At 64.1% G+C, this 18,159-nt stretch carries 11 protein-coding genes and 1 tRNA gene; 2 read left to right on the forward strand and 10 right to left on the reverse strand.

Going from position 1 to position 18,159, the window contains the following annotated elements; translation table 11 throughout:
- Positions 1-1,443, reverse strand: a complete 1,443-nt coding sequence (hydA, locus tag ACGK9R_RS01520) for a dihydropyrimidinase (RefSeq protein WP_394577800.1) — start codon at positions 1,441-1,443, stop codon at positions 1-3.
- 30 nt (positions 1,444-1,473) lie between these two features.
- Entirely contained in the window at positions 1,474-2,340 is an 867-nt protein-coding gene (locus ACGK9R_RS01525) for a nitrilase-related carbon-nitrogen hydrolase (protein ID WP_394578557.1), read from the reverse strand.
- Positions 2,341-2,943: 603 nt separating this feature from the next.
- Here ACGK9R_RS01525 and ACGK9R_RS01530 point away from each other — a divergent pair.
- Positions 2,944-4,443, forward strand: a complete 1,500-nt coding sequence (locus ACGK9R_RS01530) for an NCS1 family nucleobase:cation symporter-1 (RefSeq protein WP_394577801.1) — start codon at positions 2,944-2,946, stop codon at positions 4,441-4,443.
- A 6-nt stretch (positions 4,444-4,449) separates the two neighbouring features.
- Here ACGK9R_RS01530 and ACGK9R_RS01535 read toward each other — a convergent pair.
- From ACGK9R_RS01535 to ACGK9R_RS01570, 8 genes are all read right to left on the reverse strand, one after another.
- A tRNA-Sec gene (locus ACGK9R_RS01535) sits at positions 4,450-4,547 on the reverse strand.
- A gap of 30 nt (positions 4,548-4,577) precedes the next feature.
- Positions 4,578-6,494 (reverse strand): selenocysteine-specific translation elongation factor, encoded by a 1,917-nt coding sequence (gene selB, locus ACGK9R_RS01540; protein WP_394577802.1) that lies wholly within the window; start codon positions 6,492-6,494, stop codon positions 4,578-4,580.
- Positions 6,491-7,924, reverse strand: a complete 1,434-nt coding sequence (gene selA, locus ACGK9R_RS01545) for an L-seryl-tRNA(Sec) selenium transferase (protein ID WP_394577803.1) — start codon at positions 7,922-7,924, stop codon at positions 6,491-6,493. The genes selB and selA overlap by 4 nt, the downstream gene beginning before the upstream one ends.
- A gap of 51 nt (positions 7,925-7,975) precedes the next feature.
- Entirely contained in the window at positions 7,976-8,935 is a 960-nt protein-coding gene (gene fdhE / locus ACGK9R_RS01550; RefSeq protein ID WP_394577804.1) for a formate dehydrogenase accessory protein FdhE, read from the reverse strand.
- 57 nt (positions 8,936-8,992) lie between these two features.
- Entirely contained in the window at positions 8,993-9,694 is a 702-nt protein-coding gene (locus ACGK9R_RS01555) for a formate dehydrogenase subunit gamma (RefSeq protein WP_394577805.1), read from the reverse strand.
- Positions 9,681-10,649 carry a formate dehydrogenase subunit beta gene (gene fdxH, locus ACGK9R_RS01560; RefSeq protein ID WP_394577806.1) on the reverse strand — a complete coding sequence of 323 codons (969 nt, stop codon included), beginning with the start codon at positions 10,647-10,649 and terminating at the stop codon, positions 9,681-9,683. The genes ACGK9R_RS01555 and fdxH overlap by 14 nt, the downstream gene beginning before the upstream one ends.
- Entirely contained in the window at positions 10,646-13,732 is a 3,087-nt protein-coding gene (gene fdnG, locus ACGK9R_RS01565) for a formate dehydrogenase-N subunit alpha (RefSeq protein ID WP_394578559.1), read from the reverse strand. The genes fdxH and fdnG overlap by 4 nt, the downstream gene beginning before the upstream one ends.
- Positions 13,733-13,919: 187 nt before the next feature.
- Entirely contained in the window at positions 13,920-14,843 is a 924-nt protein-coding gene (locus ACGK9R_RS01570) for a LysR family transcriptional regulator (protein WP_394577807.1), read from the reverse strand.
- Between the two features lie 173 nt (positions 14,844-15,016).
- Here ACGK9R_RS01570 and ACGK9R_RS01575 point away from each other — a divergent pair, with 173 nt between their 5' ends.
- Positions 15,017-18,127 (forward strand): EAL domain-containing protein, encoded by a 3,111-nt coding sequence (locus ACGK9R_RS01575; RefSeq protein ID WP_394577808.1) that lies wholly within the window; start codon positions 15,017-15,019, stop codon positions 18,125-18,127.
- Positions 18,128-18,159 lie beyond the last annotated feature (32 nt).

An 18,159-nucleotide genomic window follows, 5' to 3' on the forward strand; every position in this document is an offset into this window, starting at 1 on the left:
TCAGCGGCGGATCGCTTTGGGTGCATTGAGCTCGGCACGCTTTTTGAGCTGCTCGAAGATGCCCGGATAAGCGGGGCGCTCGAGATAGCGTCCGGCGCCGCGCTCGGCGTGTAGTTCCTTGCCATCGCGCCAGACCCACTTGCCCTGGCTGACGGTATGGCGAGCGATCCCGCGCACCGTCTTGCCCTCGAAGATATTGAAATCGACGTTCTGGTGGTGGGTTTTGGCGGAGATGGTGCGCGTGCCGTTTGGGTCCCACACCACGATATCGGCGTCGGCACCGACCTGAATCGCCCCCTTGCGCGGGTAGAGATTGAAGATCTCGGCGGTGTTGGTGGAGGTCAGGGCGACGAACTGCTGCGGCGAGAGCTTGCCGGTGTTCACCCCTTCGTCCCACAGCACGGCCATGCGGTCCTCGACACCGGCGGTGCCGTTGGGGATTTTGGTGAAGTCCTCACGGCCGGCGGCTTTTTGCTCCTCGCAGAAGCAGCAGTGGTCGGTCGCGGTGGTGTGCAGGTTGCCCGACTGCAGGCCGTGCCAGAGCGCCTCCTGGTGGCCCTTCGGGCGAAAGGGTGGGCTCATCACGTGCGCCGCCGCCGTGGCCCAGTCCGGGTGCTGGTAGACGCTGTCGTCGAGCACCAGGTGGCCGGCGAGCGCCTCGCCGAACACCGCGTGGCCCTGCTGGCGGGCGTAGGCGATCTCGTCCACCGCATCCTTGGTGGATACGTGCACCAGATACACCGGCGCACCCAGGGTGCTGGCGATACGAATCGCGCGGCTGGCGGCTTCCCCTTCCACCTGGGGCGGGCGCGACAGCGGGTGAGCCTCGGGGCCGGTGATGCCCTGGGCGAGCAGCTTCTGTTGCATGTGGTAGACCAGCTCGCCGTTTTCGGCGTGTACGGTGGGCACCGCGCCCAGCTCCAGGCAGCGTGAAAAGCTCTCCACCAGAATGTCGTCGGTGGCCATGATCGCGCCCTTGTAGGCCATGAAGTGCTTGAAGCTGTTGACGCCGTGTTCGTGTACCAGGGTGCCCATCTCCTCCTTGACGCTGTCGTCCCACCAAGTGATGGCAACATGAAAGGCGAAGTCGGTGGCGGCTTTCTCGGCCCAGCCCTGCCAGGTCTCGAAGGCCTCCAACAGCGACTGACCCGGGCTCGGGATGACGAAGTCGATGATCGTGGTGGTGCCCCCGGCCATCGCTGCGGCGGTGCCGGTGTAGAAGTCTTCGCTGGCCACCGCGCCCATGAAGGGCATCTGCATGTGGGTGTGGGGGTCGATGCCACCGGGCATGACGAGCTGGTCCGTGGCGTCGACGATCTCGCAGCCCTCGGGGGTGTCCAGATTCATGCCGATGGCCTCGATCTTGCCATCGACGCAGAGCACGTCGGCGCGGTAGGTGTCGGCGTGGGTGACGACGGTGCCGCCCTTGATGAGTAGGCTCATGGGGTGTCTCCTGCTGTTCCAGTCGCTTGGTTATTCGCCGTCGGTCAGGCGGGTATAGGTCTCGGGGCGGCGGTCGCGGAAGAACTGCCAGTTGTTACGAGCCTCGCGCACTGCGTCGAGGTCGATTTCGTGCACCAGCAGCTCGTCCTCGGTGGCGCTTGCCTTGGCCTCGATCTTACCGCGCGGGTTGACGATGTAGCTCGAGCCGTAGAAATCGCCGATGTTCCAGGGCGCCTCGGTGCCGACCCGGTTGATGGCGGCGATGAAGCAGCCGTTGGCGGCGGCGGAGGCGGGCTGTTCAAGCTCCCAGAGATACTGCGAAAGTCCGGCGACGGTGGCGGAGGGGTTGAAGATCACATCGGCGCCATTGAGCGCCAGCGCCCGCCAGCCTTCGGGGAAGTGGCGGTCGTAGCAGATATACACGCCGATCTTGCCATAGGCGGTGTCGAACACCGGCCAGTTGGATTTGCCGGGCTTGAAGAAATACTTCTCCCAGAACCCGGCGACTTGGGGAATGTGGGTCTTATGGTACTTGCCAAGGTAGCTGCCGTCGGCGTCGAACACCGCCGCGGTGTTGTAGTAGACCCCGGTCTCGGTCTCTTCATACACCGGCACGATGATCACCATGCGGTGCTCGGCGGCGAGTTTTTGCATCATCTGGCAGGTCGGCCCTTCGGGGACTTTTTCGGCCGCGGCGTACCATTTGTCGTCCTGGCTGGGGCAGAAGTACGGCTGGTTGAACACTTCCTGAAAGCAGAGCACCTGCACGCCCAGGCTCGCTGCCTGCTCGATCATCGGTAAGTGCGCTTCGTTCATGACGTCACGAATCTGCGCGGGGTCCTGATCGGTACTGGCCTTCAATCCCATCTGGATCAAGCCGATCTTCATCTTTTGCATCTCGAGGCCCTCTCTTTGCTTGCACACACCGTCGCCCTATCGGGCGCGATGACGGTTATCGTTATTGATGATCAAGGCGTGCTGCAAGATTCACTCGCCTGGTAGCGAGGAGTTTTTTGTAATGGTTATAAAGCTGTCTATGTCGGCAGCTTTTTGAGAGTAGTGCGAAACGCGGGCGGCTTTCAAGGTTTTTGTGACATGCTTTTAAATAACGTTTAACGCTATGATTTTATTGTTTTTTAGTTTTTTTATTGGCTTTTTTCGTGTTCATGAGTGCTTTGAAATCAAAGTTTTTAAAAAATATATTTTTTAAAAACAGTTGCTTATGGATTATTTGTTTTTTCTTTTTTATTCAAAGAGACTTTTTGGTGCGTTTTTGAGGCCAAGTGCGCTATTTTGGCAATGGCTTTTAAAAGCCGGTTTATAAATAACAAAAATTTCGAGACTGGTACGAGATTACATGTCGAAAAGGTCAGCTTTAATTCAATCGGTTATGCGCTTTAAGCCAAGTGTAGGCATGCTTATTGCTGGGGTTAGCGCTGACTCGATTTAAAGCCGGACGCAATAACGATAAACGACAGTGGCTCTGCTGAGGAGAACTCCATGACCGTTACAATATCTCGCATGGTAGACCGAGAGGGGTTGATAGAACTCGAGGTGAACGACGACGTTCGTCAAAGCTCCCGCTTCAACGAGGATATCGCGCCGACCCAGGCAAGCGAGCGCACCTGGAGCAAGTGGAACATCGCCGCGCTCTGGGTGGGCATGTCGATCTGCGTACCCACCTACACCCTGGGCGGCGTGCTGACCGCCTACTTCGGCCTGAGCGTCGGCGAGGCGCTTTTCACCATTCTCATCGCCAACGTCATTCTGCTGCTGCCCCTGACGCTCAACGCCTTTCCCGGCACCAAATTCGGCATACCGTTTCCCATCGTGTTGCGCTCCTGCTTCGGCATTCTGGGCTCGAACGTGCCTTGCCTGGTGCGGGCGCTGGTGGGCTGCGGTTGGTTCGGTATCCAGACCATGTTCGGAGGCCTGGCGATCCATCTGCTGCTGGCGGCGCTGTTTCCCGCCTGGGCGGCGCTGGGTGGGGTCGGCGAGGTGATCGGCTTTTTCATCTTCGGCGCCATGAACCTCTACGTGGTAATTCGCGGGGCGGAGTCGATCAAGTGGATGGAGACCCTGGCCGCGCCGCTTTTGCTGGCGGTGGGCGTGGGGCTGATGGTGTGGGCCTGGCCGCATATGTCGATGACCGAGCTACTCGCCCAGCCGCCCTCGCGCCCGGAAGGCGCGCCTGTCTACGGCTACTTCTTCGCTGGCCTGACCGCCATGGTGGGCTTCTGGGCGACGCTTTCGCTGAACATTCCCGATTTTAGCCGCTTCGCCAAAAGCCAGAAGGATCAGATCGTCGGTCAGATCATGGGGCTTCCGCTCACCATGTTCTTTTTCGCCTCGCTCGGCGTGGTGATGACGGCGGCCTCGGAAACCCTGGTGGGCCAGACCGTGGCGGACCCGGTGCGTCTGATCGGGTTCATCGACAGCCCGTTCTGGGTCATTCTGGCGATGCTTCTGATCATCGTCGCGACGATTTCGACCAATACTGCTTCGAACATCGTCTCGCCCACCAACGATTTTCAGAATATCGCCCCCAAACTGATCAACCAGACGCGCGGAGTGCTGATGACGGGGCTGGTCGGCGTGCTGCTGATGGGCTACGACCTTCTGCAAAAGGCGGGAGTGATTGCTCAGGGCGTCTCGCTCGAGCAGATGTACTCGAACTGGCTGTTGGGTTATTCGAGCCTTTTGGGGCCGATCGCCGGGATCATGGCGGTGGATTATTTTTTGATCAAGAAGCAGTCGCTGGACGTGCCCAGTCTCTACATGGACGGTCACACCTACCCAGCGGTGAACGTCGCCGGCTTCGTCGCCTTCGGGGTGCCCGTGGCGCTGACGCTGTGGTCGCTTCTGACCGGTACGATGAACTGGTTCTACGATTACGGATGGTTTACTGGCTCGCTTCTCGGCGCGGTCATCTACTTCGTGGCAAGCACATTGATGGGCCATAAAAAGGTGCATCAAACGGCAACGGTGGGGGGAGCGTGATGCGGTTGGCGGAGGAGGGTGGGAGTCGAACCCACCAGGGGCTGCGTGGCAGCCCCTACTCGGAGTTGAAGTCCGGTCGTCCCACCGGGGAGCGAACCTCCTCCTGCGCTGTGGCCTGAAAAGCCTAACCGCTTTTAGTGCCACATGCCAGGTTGGCGTAGTTGGCGCTCGTCGCGTACCCGGCGGGTGTAGCCCACCCGGTCGAAGAACTCGAGCTGGGCGATGGCGAGCTTGCGCCCCAGGCCCGTGCGGTCGCGGTACTCGGCGGCGCGAATCGCGCCGTGCTCCAAGGCCATGTCCTCGATGATCCCGGCAAGGCGAGCAAGCGTTTTGGGTGGGTAGAAGTGATCCTTGCGCACCTGGAAAAGCCGCCCGAGCCGCGCGTTGGCGTGGAGCACGTCGCGCACCCGGGGTTCGTCCAGCTGGTGCGCCTGGGTGATGTCGCGCACCCGGGGCGGGTCGAACTGGTCATCGAGTAGCGGTAGCAGCGTTTTTGACAGGGCCTCATCCGCCGGGCTCAGCTGCGCCTGGTGGGTGGGGCTTTTGATGAACGGCCCCTGGGCGCTGACGCGCCCGCCTTGAATCAGATCGTCGAGCCAGCGGCGAAAGAGCGCTACGTCCCACTTCGGCGCGACCCAGCGGCGCAGGCGGTCGCGCTCCATGCCCACCTCGGAAGGCGCGTCGATGTGAAATGCGTCGAGCGCCTCGACCACCGCGTCTGCCAGCGCGCTCAGGTGAGCGGGAGCGAAGGCGCGGTGCTCGCTACCGGCGTGAATCAGCGTCAGGCCCTGATCGCTGGCCTGCGCCTCGAGCCGCGAAACCGCCCGGTTGAGGGTCGTCGAGAGCGCTACGAGCGAGATACCGTCAGGCTCGCGTTCGGCCAGCGTCTTGAGCGCTGGCGCAAACCCCTCCTCGCGCTCGGTGGCACCGGCGTCCAGGGCGCCTTCGAGCGTGCGCAGGTAGTCGAGCCGCGCTTGGCGCCGGGCGCCGCGCCGGGGCGGGTAGGGGTCGAGCACGCGCCCGCCGCCGAGGGTTTCGTCGGCGCTTTGCGAGCGGATCACGAAGCGGTCGCCGCAGCAGGCGTGCTGGGGCGTATCCAAAGTCAGCTGGGCGAGCGCCCGGCCGCCGGGGGCGAGGGTGGGCGCCTCGAGAAGGCCGAGCCGCCCGGTCAGATGCGTTGCCCCCATGTGGATATGCACCGGCGTCCAGTGCAGCGCGTCGCGTGCAAGCGTTGGCAGCAGTTTGAGCGCCACATCGATGCGCTGGCTGCTGGCCGGCGGCGTGGGCGCCTCGATCAGCCAGTCGCCGCGCTGGATGGCCTCGCGCTCTACGCCCGTCAGGTTGAGCGCGCAACGATCGCCCCGGTAGGCCGCCTCGGCGGGCTGATTTTGCCGGCGCAGCCCGCGCACGCGTACCCGCTCGCCCCTGGGCAGTAGCCACAGGTGGCGCTCCGCTTCGATCCGGCCATCCACCACCGTGCCGGTGACCACCACCCCGGCGCCTTTCTTGCTGAACACCCGGTCGATGGCGTGGCGAAAGCGCCCCGGCGCCGGGCGGCTCTGCCAGGCGCTGGCGCGCTGCTCGATAAACGCCGAGACCTCGCCGACACCTTCGCCCTTGCGCGCGCTGACGCTGAACACCGGTACCTCGGGCACCAGCGTCTGGGCTTCGTTGACTCGCGCCACGAGCTGCTCAACGCTTGCCAAGTCGCTCTTGGTCAGCACCACTGCGATCACCGGGATCGACAGCAGCGTGAGAATGGCCAGATGCTCGCGGGTCTGCGGCATCACGCCGTCGTCGCAGGCGATGATCAAAAGCGCGCCGTCGACGCCGGCCACCCCCGAGAGCATGTTGTGGATGAAGCGCTCGTGGCCGGGCACGTCGATGAAACCGAGCTCGGCGCCGCTCCCGGTCGAGGGGTAGATGAAGCCGGGCTCGATGGTCAGCCCGCGGCTCTTCTCCTCCTTGAGCGTATCGGCATCCACCCCGGTCAGGGCGTGCAGCAGCGTGGTCTTGCCGTGGTCGACGTGGCCGGCAGTGGCAAGAATCATGGCGGTGATCCGGCGGCGTGCAGGGCGCGGGTGATCTGCGCGCTCAGCAGCGCTTCGTCGTCCTGCGTCAGGCAGCGCAGGTCGAGCCATAGCGCGCCCTCCTTGATGCGCCCGATGATCGGCCGGGGCAGCGCGCGAAAGGCGCGCTCGAGTTCGCGCAGCGCGCGCTCGCGCACCTCGCGCTTGGGCGAGTCCACGTCCAGCACCAGGGCCACGCTCGGCAGCCGGTCCACCGGCAGCGAGCCGCTGCCGAGCTGGCTCATGCACGGTTCCAGCCGCGCGGTGCGCCCGGCGGGCAGCGGATCGAGCCCAGCCAGTACGCGCTCGCCGGCGGCGCGGATGTCGTTGGCCTCGCGGGTCAGCAGGCGCAGGGTGGGCAGGGTCTGGTCCGGGCGGTCGTCGTCGCGGTAGTGCTTGAGCGTGGCCTCGAGAGCGGCCAGCACCAGCTTGTCCAGGCGCAGCGCGCGCTTGAGCGGGTGGCGCTTGATCCGCTCGATATAGGCGCGCTTGCCGACGATGATGCCCGCCTGCGGCCCGCCGAGCAGCTTGTCGCCGCTGAAGGTGACCACGTCGGCACCGGCCTTGACCGCTTCACCGGGCCGGGTTTCGTAGGGCAGGCCAAACCGTGAAAGGTCGATCAGCGCGCCGCTGCCGAGATCCACCACCAGCGGGAGCCCGGCGTCGTGGGCGATGCGCGCAAGCTCGGCTTCGTCGACCGCTTTGGTGAAGCCTTCGACGGCGTAGTTGGAGGCGTGCACCTTGACCAGAAGCCCGGTGTTCTCATTGATCGCCTCGCGGTAATCCTTCGGGTGGGTGCGGTTGGTGGTGCCCACCTCGCGAAGCCGGCAGCCGGCGGCGGCCATGATGTCCGGCATGCGAAAGGCGCCGCCGATCTCGATCAGCTCGCCGCGGGAGACGATCGCTTCATGCCCGGCGCCGAGCGCGCCCAGGGTGAGCACCACGGCGGCGGCGTTGTTGTTGACCACGGTGGCGGCCTCGGCGCCGGTCAGCTCGCACAGAAGCGCCTCGATCAGGTCGTCGCGGTCGCCGCGCCCACCGGTGGCGAGATCATACTCCAGCGCCACCGGGTGGCGGGCCACGTGAGCCATGGCGTCGATGGCGGGCTCGGAGAGCAGCGCCCGGCCCAGGTTGGTGTGAATCACCGTGCCGGTAAGGTTGAACACGGCGCGGGCGTTGGGCGAAGTGAACGCTGCCAGCTTGCGCTCGACGCGCTCGACGAGGGTGTGCTCATCGACCGGGGCCGTGCCCTTGCGCGCCTCGCTCAGGGTGTCGCGGGCCAGGCGCGTACACAGGCGCTTGCCGTGCTGGTCGGCCAGCGCCTGGAGGGCCGGGTGGTCGAGCAGGCGGTCGACCGCGGGCAGCGCGCGGCGCCAGTCTTCTGGCGCTTTTGAGAAAGCGTTATCAGTCATGAGAGCAGGCAAGCATCCGAGTCGGGCGGTGTCAGGCGCACGCCGGGGCGATCAGCCCTCGTCAGAGCCAAAGGCGAGCAGCGGGTTGAAGCCCGCGCGGGCGTAACCCTGCTCCTCGAGCAGCATGTCGAGCCCCAGCGTTGCGATATCGTCGGCGAAGGGGTCGGTGTCGGCCTCCCATTCCCGATCCATCAACTTAACGCTTGCCCTACAGCCGCCGCAACTCTCGGCGCGCACGGGCAGCGCCCGCTTGCCGTCCGGGCCCTCCACACCGATGTAGTCGAGCTTCTCGGTGTCGAAACAGTGGCTGCAGCGCGCCCGCTCCAGGTACCACTGGGTCGAGCACAGCCCGCATACCAGATAGCGCACCCGCGAGCGGTGGCGCCCGAGCTGCACGGTGGAGGCGACTGGCGGCGAGCCGCAGCAGGGGCATAGCCCCTGGGCAGCCCCTTGCGGACGATGAGGCAGCGGCTTCAGCGATTGCGAAAGACGCGTCCATGCAATCTGTAGCGCCGCGCCGATCAAGGGCGCCACGCCGCGATACTCGGCCGGAACGCTTGGCTGAGACAGCACGGACTGCGCGATCTTATCGAGGGTTGCCGGCTCGAACCCGCCAAGGGCGCTGAGCAGTTCGCGCTGGGCGGCGAACGCCTCACTCTTATCGGCAAGCGTTCGGTCGAGCGCCTCGAGCAGCGCCTTGAGATCCGCCTGCCACGTCACCGAGGCGAGTAGCGACGTCGGCGTCAGCGGCGGAAAGTCGTGGGCCAGCGCCATGTCGAAACTTTGAGCGTCGAAGGGCTCGACGTCTCGCTCCTTGAGCACGCGGTGCTGGGCGCGGGCCAGGTGGGCGTTGAAGGCGAGAAACGCCGCCATGTCGGGAAGGCGCTCTTCGAGTTCGCGAAAGCGCGCGGCGCGGGTGGCGAACAGGCGCGATTCCGGCGCCACCACCAAAGGGGGCTCGCCGTGGCGCGGCGGCTTGGGGTCGTGCAGCGTATCGGAAATGTGGCTCATGGGCGCTCCTGCGAAACGGGGCGCCCGAAGGCGCCCCGTGGGGGTATCGTTATGCACTCAGATAACGGGGTCATCACGCTTGGCGGCCTCCGTGCCGGGCCGCGACCGCTCGGGTTTGATGGCGTCATCGTACCAGAGCGGGTGGTGGTGTTTGGCCCAGGCGTGGGTGACGAAGCCGCGAATCATGGCGCCAAACGAGCCCTTCACCCAGATCGCCGCGTAGATGTGGATCACGATGGTGACGATCGCGCCAAACGCCGCCAGCGCGTGCAAGAGGCTTGCAACGCGCACCACTCCCACCGGGAAGTAGTCGGCGAACCAGGGTCGCCACATCAGCACGCCGGTGATCAAGAGCGTCGGCACGCAGAGCACCAGCAGCCAGAAAACGAGCTTCTGGCCCGGGTTGTACTTGCCGATCGGCGGCACTTTCTCGTCGCGGTTGGCGAGCACGTCCTTGATCTGCTTCATCCAACGCACGTCATTGCTGATCGGCAGATTGGAACGAAAGTGACTCACCGCCATCAGCGCGAAGAGCAGGAAAAACACCACGCCGATGAACGGGTGCAGAATGCGCGCCCATATTGGTCCGCCCAAGGTGTGGGAGAGAAAGAAGAACGGCGGGTGGAAGAAGGCGAGCCCCGAGAGTGCGAGCAGGATGAAGCTCAGCGCCATCGTCCAGTGGTTGATGCGCGTCGAAGGCGAGTAGCGCAGCACCATACGCTGACCCCAACGGTTACGCTTTTCGTCATCGCGGTTCATGGTCACTTCTCCCGCCGGGCTCATGAGGCTCGGTCTCCGGTGCGCTCGATGAGCGCTCACGCAGGTAGGCGTCTTCACCTTCCGGGCCGAAGACGTCCTCGTCGAGCGGTTCGTCCTTCGGCCCCTTGGTGAGGTAGTGCATGAAGCCGGCAAACGCTGTGATGCCGATGATCGCGCTCATGATCGGCTTCGCTGGCCCCTTCCAGGCGCTAACGAAGGGCGAGATGCTCGGGTTCTCCGGCAGGCCCGCGTAGATGGTCGGCGTGTCGGCGTGGTGCAGTACGTACATCACGTGGGTGCCGCCAACGCCGGCCGGGTCGTAGACGCCGGCTTCGCTAAAGCCGCGCCCCTTGAGATCCGCCACGCGTTGCTCGGCGCGGGTGAGCATGTCCGCCTTGGAGCCGAACTCGATGCAGCCGGTGGGGCAAGTCTTCACGCAGGCGGGTTCGAGGCCCACCGAGACGCGATCCGAGCAGAGCGTGCACTTGTAGGATTTGCTGTCGCGCTCGGAAATCCGCGGGATATCGAAGGGGCAGCCGGTGACGCAGTAGCCGCAGCCGATACACTTTTCCGAGTCGAAGTCGACGATGCCGTTGGCGTACTGCACGATCGCCCCCGGCGCCGGGCAGGCGGTGAGGCAGCCCGGATCGGCGCAGTGCATGCAGCCATCCTTACGGATCAGCCACTCGAGATCGCCGTCGGCGTTCTCATGCTCGGTGAAGCGCATCACCGTCCAGGAGTCTTCGGTCAAATCCGTGGGGTTGTTGTAGGTGCCGCCGTTGATGCCGACCTCGTCGCGCACGTCGTTCCACTCCATGCAGGCGACCTGGCACGCCTTGCAGCCGATGCAGCGGCTGACGTCGATCAGCTTGGCCACGGGCTCGACCTCGTGACGCCCCTGGGGGGGCGTCGTGGTCGTGGCGGAACGGCGCAGGATGTTTTGTGGATTGCTCATCCTCTGCCTCCTGTGGTGTCTTTTTCCACGTTGACCAGAAAGGACTTGAATTCCGGCGTCTGGGTGTTGGCATCGCCCACGAAAGGAGTGAGCGTGTTGGCCAGAAAGCCCTTGCGGGCCAGGCCCAGAAAGCCCCAGTGAATCGGAATGCCCACCTGATGCACGATGCGATTACCCACGGTGATCGCCTTGATGCGCTTGGTGACCACCGCTACGGCGCGAATGTAGCCGCGCTTGGATGACACCCGCACCCAGTCGCCCTCCTTGATCCCGAGCTCGTTACCCAGCGCCTCGCCGATCTCGACGAACTGCTCGGGCTGGACGATGGCGTTCAAGTGCACGTGCTTGGTCCAGTAGTGGAAGTGCTCGGTCAGGCGGTAGGTGGTCGCCGCATAGGGGTACTCCTCCCAGGTGCCCATCATCGCAAGATCCTGGTCGAAGACCCGCGCCGCCGGGTTGTAGCGCACCTTGTTGTTGCGCGGGAAGAGCAGGTTGCCCTCCGGCACCGGGCTCTCCAGCGGCTCGTAGTGAGTGGGGAAGGGGCCTTCCGCCATGCCCTGGCTTGCGAACAGCTTACCCACGCCCTCCGGGTTCATGATGAACGGCATCTGCCCGCGGGTCGGGGCGGAATCCACCGGGAAATCCGGAATGTCTGCGCCGGTCCAGCGCCTTTGCACGTTGTCCCACCACACGAGCGACTTGCGCTCGGACCAGGGCGAGCCGTCGAGTTTGGCCGAGGCACGGTTGTAGAGAATCCGCCGGTTGGCAGGCCAGGACCAGGCCCAGCCGAGCGTCTGGCCGATGCCGTAAGGGTCCGAGTTGTCGCGGTTGGCCATCTGATTGCCGGCCTCGGTCCATGAGCCGGCGAAGATCCAGCAGCCGCAGGCGGTGGAGCCGTCGTCGCGCAGCTCGCCAAAGCCCGCGAGCTGCTCGCCCATGCGCCGCACGAGTTGACCGTCTGCGTACACGTCGCCGATCGCGCGGCCGTTGTACTCCCGGGCGAGCTCGTCCGGGGCGGGCTCTTCGGGCTTCTTGTAGTTCCAGGCCATTCCCAGAATCGGGTCCGGGAAGGCGCCGCCGTCGCGGGCGTAGAGTTCGCGCACGCGGGTGAACAGCGCCCCCAGAATGTGGGTGTCGGCGCGCGCCTCGCCGGGGCCCGAGGCGGCGGGGTAGTGCCACTGCAGCCAGCGGGCGCTGTTGACCGTGGAGCCTTCGTCCTCGGCAAACGACAGCGCCGGCAGGCGGAACACCTCGGTCTGAATCTCGCTCGGGTCGACGTCGTTGTACTCACCGGCGTTGCGCCAGAACTCGGCGGTTTCGGTGTTGAGCGGGTCGATCGAGACCAGATATTTGAGCTTCGCGAGCGAACGCGACACCTTGGCCTTGTTGGGGATCGCCGCCAGCGGGTTGAAGCCCTGGCAGAAGTAGCCGTAAATCTCGCCTTTGGACATTCGCTCGAAGGTGTCGAGAATGTCGTAGAGCGGCTTGTCGAGCTTGGGCAGCCAGTCGAAAGCCCACTGGTTGTCCGCCCGGGCGTTGTCGCCGTACCAGGCCTTCATCAGGCTGACGAAGAACGCATCGGCGTTCTGCCAGTAGGAGACCTGGCCTGGCTGCAGCGGGGCGCGCCGCCGCGCCTCGAGGAAGGTATCGACGTCCTCCTCGTCGTCCGTCGGCCCCGAAATGTAGCCGGTCAGCTGGTTCGAGAGCAGGCCGAGATCGGTCAGCCCCTGGATATTGGAGTGACCGCGCAAGGCGTTGACCCCGCCCCCGAGGATGCCGATGTTACCGAGCAGCAGCTGGACCATGCCGGCGGTGCGGATGATCTGCGAGCCCAGCGAGTGCTGGGTCCAGCCGAGCGCGTACAAAAGCGTGGTGGTGCGATCCGGCGTGGCGGTGCTCGCAAGCGTATCCCACACGCGCATGATCTTCTCCACCGGCGTGCCGCAGATCGAGGAGACCATCTCAGGGGTATAGGCGTCGAAGTGCTCGCGCAGAAGCCGGTAGACGCAGCGCGGGTTCTCGAGGGTATTGTCGCGCAGCGCAAAGCCGTCGTCGCCAGTCTGGTAGACCCAGTTCTCCTTGTCGTAGGAGCGGGTCTCTTCGTCATAGCTGTCGAACAGGCCGTCCTCGAAGCCAAAGCCTTCCTCCACCAACAGCGCGGCGTCGGTGTAGTTGAGCACGTACTCGCGCTGGATCTGATCGTTGTCGATCAGATAGCGGATCAAACCGCCGAGAAAAGCGATGTCGGTGCCGGTACGAATCGGCGCGTAGAAGTCCGCTACAGAAGCCGTGCGCGTGAAGCGCGGGTCCACCACCAGAAGCTGAGCGTTATTGTGCTCCTTGGCTTCGGTGACCCAGCGGAACCCGACCGGGTGTGCCTCGGCGGCGTTGCCACCCATGACCAGAATGACGTCGGCATTGCGGATATCGACCCAGTGGTTCGTCATCGCACCGCGACCAAATGTTGGGGCAAGACCTGCCACCGTTGGTCCGTGTCAAACGCGCGCCTGGTTGTCGAAGGCCAGCATCCCGAGGCTGGTGACGAACTTGTGGGTCAGGTAGCCCGCCTCGTTGGAAGAAGCCGAGGCGGCGAGAAAGCCGGTGGTCGTCCAGCGGTTGACCGTGCGGCCCTCGTCGTCGGTGGCGACGAAGTTCTCGTCGCGGTCGGCTTTGATGTGGCGGGCGATGCGGTCGTTGGCTTCCTCCCAGGAAATACGCTTCCACTCGTTGGTGCCAGGCTCGCGCACCTCGGGGAACTTCAGCCGCGAGGGGCTTTTGACGTAGTCCAGCAGTCCCGCACCCTTGGGGCACAGCGCCCCTCGGCTGACCGGGTGGTCCGGGTCGCCTTCGATGTGGATGATCTGCTGGTGAACGTTTTTCGCCTCGTCACCGCGGCTGTAGATCAACACCCCGCAGCCTACCGAGCAGTAGGTGCAGATGTTGCGCGTTTCCCTGGTGTGGGTCAGCTTGAACGGGCGAATCGAGGAGGCGGCGGCTTCCGGGGCAAACCCCATCATCGCCATGCTGGAGGTGGCAAGCCCTGCCGCCCCCAGCTTGAAAAACCCGCGTCGGGTCACTTGTATCGTCATGGTCTCACCTCGGGGCAAGCAGCGCCTGGAAACCTGCGCGTTATCAAAGCCAGAGCCTTCGCGCGATGGGGTCGAGTTGTCTGCTTACGGGGTCGGTCACGGTATCGTTTTTTTTACTGCTTATGAACTTACCCTAGCATCTCCTGCGCCCCCATGCCCTGGGTTAATGTTCAACGATTTCTTAAAAGTGCTTTGGCGCGGCTTTTTCACTGTGGCAATCGATGAGCGCCAGAAAGGCATCTACCACCCGGTTGGGGCGCCGGTCGCGGCGGGTGATCAACACGAAGGGAATCCGGTAGCCTGCATCGTCGATGCCAAGCGCGCGCATTCGTTTCGCCGCTATCCACTGGGCGGCCACGTGGTGGGGCAGGTAGCCGATGTAGCGCCCGGTCAGAATCAGAAACGCCGCGCCTTCACGATCCGTGGCCGAGGCGCGAAGCGTCAAGGCGTCGTGCGCTCTGCGCGCCGGTAGCGGCAGCGGATAGCGCGGCGCCACCGCCGGGGCGCGCTGGATATCCTCCCAAGCCGGTGAGGCCGCTTCGAACAGCGGGTGGCCCTGGCCGCAGTAAAGCCCGGAAGGCTCATCGTAGAGCCAGCGGGTTTCGAGGCTTGTGGGCAGGTTGACGCTGGGCACCACGCCGACGTGCAGGTGGCCGTCCATGACCTGGCGAATCACCGCGTCCGAGGGCGCCATGTGGATATTGACGCCTACCTCGTCGCTCTGGCCTGCCAGCGCGTCCAGCGCGTGGGTGACGTTCATTGCCGGTAGCGTGACGAGGTTGTCGGTGATGCCGATGTTGAGTTCGCCCTTGATGGCGTGGTGCAAGGCGTTCACGTCGCTGCGAAAGTTCTCCAACGCCGCCAGTAGCGTCAGCCCCGCCTGATAGAGTTCCTTGCCCTCCTCGGTCAGGCTGAAGCCGCCGCGGCCGCGCTGGCAAAGCGAAAGCCCCACACGATTTTCCAGATCCGCCATGTGCTGGCTGATCGCCGAGCGGCTGATGCCGAGCGTGGTTTCCGCCGCGGTGAAGCCGCCACACTCGACGACCGCGTTGAACACGCGAACCAGGCGAATCTCGTAGTCGCTCATCTGACCAAGCGAACCCATGAACCTCTCCTTTGCACGCTACGACCTTCGAAATAGATCGTTTACAATGACGCGGATGTCTCACAAGGATAACGCATCGCTTGTCGTGCCGGGCAGGGCACCTTGGGCGTCAGCTCGCTTGATAGGCGTTTCACTCGACGGTCTGCAGGATTGATGAAGAAGGCATACGTGTAATGTCCGTGTTACCGGATAAAGCTTTTGCGACCGTCAGTAACGCCGACGAGCTTTTGCCCAGCGGGCGGCGCGCCGTGCTGCTCTACGCGCTGGCGCTGATCGCGATGACCGCTTTCATTGGCTGGACGACCCATCAGCAGTACCACCGCGAGCTCGACGCCGCGACGCTTCGCTTGCAGGCGCGCGCAAGCGTAGTGGCGCAGTGGACGCAAGGGGTGATGAATCAAAGCGAGCAGGCGTTATTCAGCCTTGCCGAGTTCGTTACCTTTTTCGAAGGAACCGGCAACGACAACCGGCTGGCGCTGGAACAGGCCGTTAACCACCTGAGTAACTACGTCTCTGCCGTCGACGCGGTCGGCGTGCTCGATGCCGAAGGCCAGGTGATACTGGCAAGCGACCCCGCCTACCAGGGGTTCTCCTACCGCAATACCGACTTTTTCGACGCGTTCAGGGAAAGCAGCCGGGTGCGCCACGTCACCACGCTACAGCGCTCCCCTGAAACCGGCGAGATCTATCTCTACAATGCCCGACGCCGCACGACCCCGCAGGGCGAGTTCGCCGGGGTCGTCGTGGCGCGCATTCGCCCGCAGATCTTTGCCGAGGCGCTCACCCGAGTGGGTATCAATGAAGGCGAAAGCATCACGCTAGTCGACGCCGAGCACCAGCTCATCGCGCGCCATTCGCAGCCGCCGTTTCGCGCCACCACAGGCCAATACCTGGCGCCGCCCGAAGCATGGCGGCCGCTGGCGCGCGAGGAGTTCGCCCTCACCTTCGCCGGGCGCTCGCCGGTCGACCAGCAGCAGCGGCTGGTACATATGGAGCGTGTTGGCGACTATCCGATCTACGCGGTGGTGGGGGTCGATCTGGACAGTCTTTTGGCGGATTGGCGCAACCGCACGCTAATGCTGTTCGCGGGGCTTGTGTTGATTGCGCTGCTGGGCGCCTGGGGGCTTCGTCACTACCTCAACCGGCTGGCGCTCGACCGGCTTTTGAAAAAGCGCATCGAGGAGCGCGAACTCGCCCGCGCCCAGACCCGCGAGCGCGACGAACGCCTCGATGCACTGGTCAACTCGCTGCAGGATCTGATCTTCGTTTTCGACGAGCAGGGCCGTATTCGCTACGTTCACGCCATCGACAATACCCGGCTACTCCAGCCCCCGGAGGCGTTGGTGGGGCGCCACTTCTTCGATGTGCTGCCGCAAACGCTTGCCGATACTTTCAGCGAGGTCTTTTCCCGGGTTAAGCAGCTGCGCCGGGTCGAGCGCTACGAGTATCCGCTGCTGCTCGAGGGCAAACTCAATCATTTTCATGCCACGGTCAGCCCGCTGACGGATGTCGAGGGTCAGTTCAGCGGCGTGCTGGCGGTGGTGCGCGACATCACCGAGGACAAGACCCTGCAGGCGGAGCTCAGGATCGCTGCCGCCGCCTTCCAGACCCATCTGGGCATTCTGATCACCGACCGCCGCGGCTATATTCTCAAGAGCAACGACACTTTCAAGCGCATCACCGGCTACAGCGACGAGGAGATGGTCGGCAAGACGCCGCGCATGTTCAGCTCGGGCCAGCACGGCGCGGCGTTCTACCGCGAGCTGTGGCAGCGCGTCAACGAAACCGGTCACTGGGAAGGCGAAATCTGGAACAAGCGCAGCAATGGTGAGCTTTTCCCCCAGTGGATCACCATTAGCGCCACCCACGACGACGACGGTGAACTCAGCCACTACGTCGCCACTATTAGTGACATCAGCGAGCGCAAGGCCGCCGAGCAGGAGATTCATCAGCTGGCGTTCTACGACCCGCTCACCGGGCTGAGCAACCGGCGCCTGTTCATGGACCGCCTGGAGAACGCGCTCAAGGAGATCAATCGCCACCAGCGCTATGGCGCCGTGATGCTGTTCGATATCGACAATTTCAAGGAGATCAACGACACCCTCGGCTACCACGCCGGCGATCAGCTCTTGCGCGGCGTTTCCCGGCGCCTGGCCCGAATGCTGCGCGACACCGACACCCTGGCCCGCCTGGGGGGCGACGAGTTCGCGGTGCTGGTCGAAGGCGTGGACAGCAGCCTTTCTCAAACCCACCACCTTGTCCGCGGTATCGCCGAGAAGCTGATGGCCACGCTCAGCGAGCCTATCCGGCTCAACGAGCACCTGGTTACGGTGACCGCCAGCGTCGGGGCGACGATGATGTCGAACGACCAGCAGCACATGGACGACTACCTCCAGCAGGCGGACATGGCGCTCTCCCAGGCCAAGACGGGCGGTCGCCAGACGCTGCGCTTTTTCACCCCGGACATGCAGGCGGAGCTACTGGCTCGGGTGCGGCTCGAAGCCGACCTGCGCCACGCGGTGATCTTCAAGCAGTGGCAGCTTTTCTATCAGCCCCAGGTCGACGTCGAGGGGCACATCACTGGGTGCGAGGCGCTGTTGCGCTGGGATCACACCGAGCGCGGCATCATTTCGCCAGGCGAGTTCATGCCACTTCTGGAGTCCACCGGGCTAATCAATGAAGTGGGCGAGTGGATACTGGAGAAGGCGTGCTGGCAGCTCATCGAGTGGGCCCGTGACCCGCGCTTCGCCGAGCTTACGATCTCGATCAACGTAAGCCCCTTGCAGTTTCGCGAACCGGGTTTCGTGCGCCTGACCGAGCGCGTGTTCGAGCGCACCCAGGCACCGCTTGAACGGCTCAAGTTCGAGGTCACCGAGTCGCTGTTCGTCGAGGCGCCGCTGGAGGTGCGCGACACCATGCTGCGCCTGAAGGCGCGAGGCGTTCGCTTTTCCCTTGACGATTTCGGTACCGGCTACTCGTCGCTTTCGTATCTGGCACAGCTGCCGCTGGATCAGCTCAAGATCGATCAATCCTTCGTGCAGCAGGTGCCCGAAAGCTGCGCCAACGCCGCCATCGTCAGCACCACCATTGCGCTGGCCAGAAGTCTCAGCCTGGACGTCATCGCCGAGGGCGTGGAGAGCCGGACGCAGTACGATTGGCTGAGTGCCAACGGCTGTCGTGCCTATCAGGGGTATCTCTTTGGCCGCCCGATGCCGGTGGCCGATTTCGAGGCGCGGCTGGTCGGCGAAAAGACACCGCGGGATTCAGAGGATCAAGCCGAGTAAGGTAAATCGTCCACAGGCGCTGGTGCGTTCAG

Source organism: Halomonas sp. HNIBRBA4712 (assembly GCF_043558675.1).
In the GTDB taxonomy this organism is placed as follows: domain Bacteria; phylum Pseudomonadota; class Gammaproteobacteria; order Pseudomonadales; family Halomonadaceae; genus Vreelandella.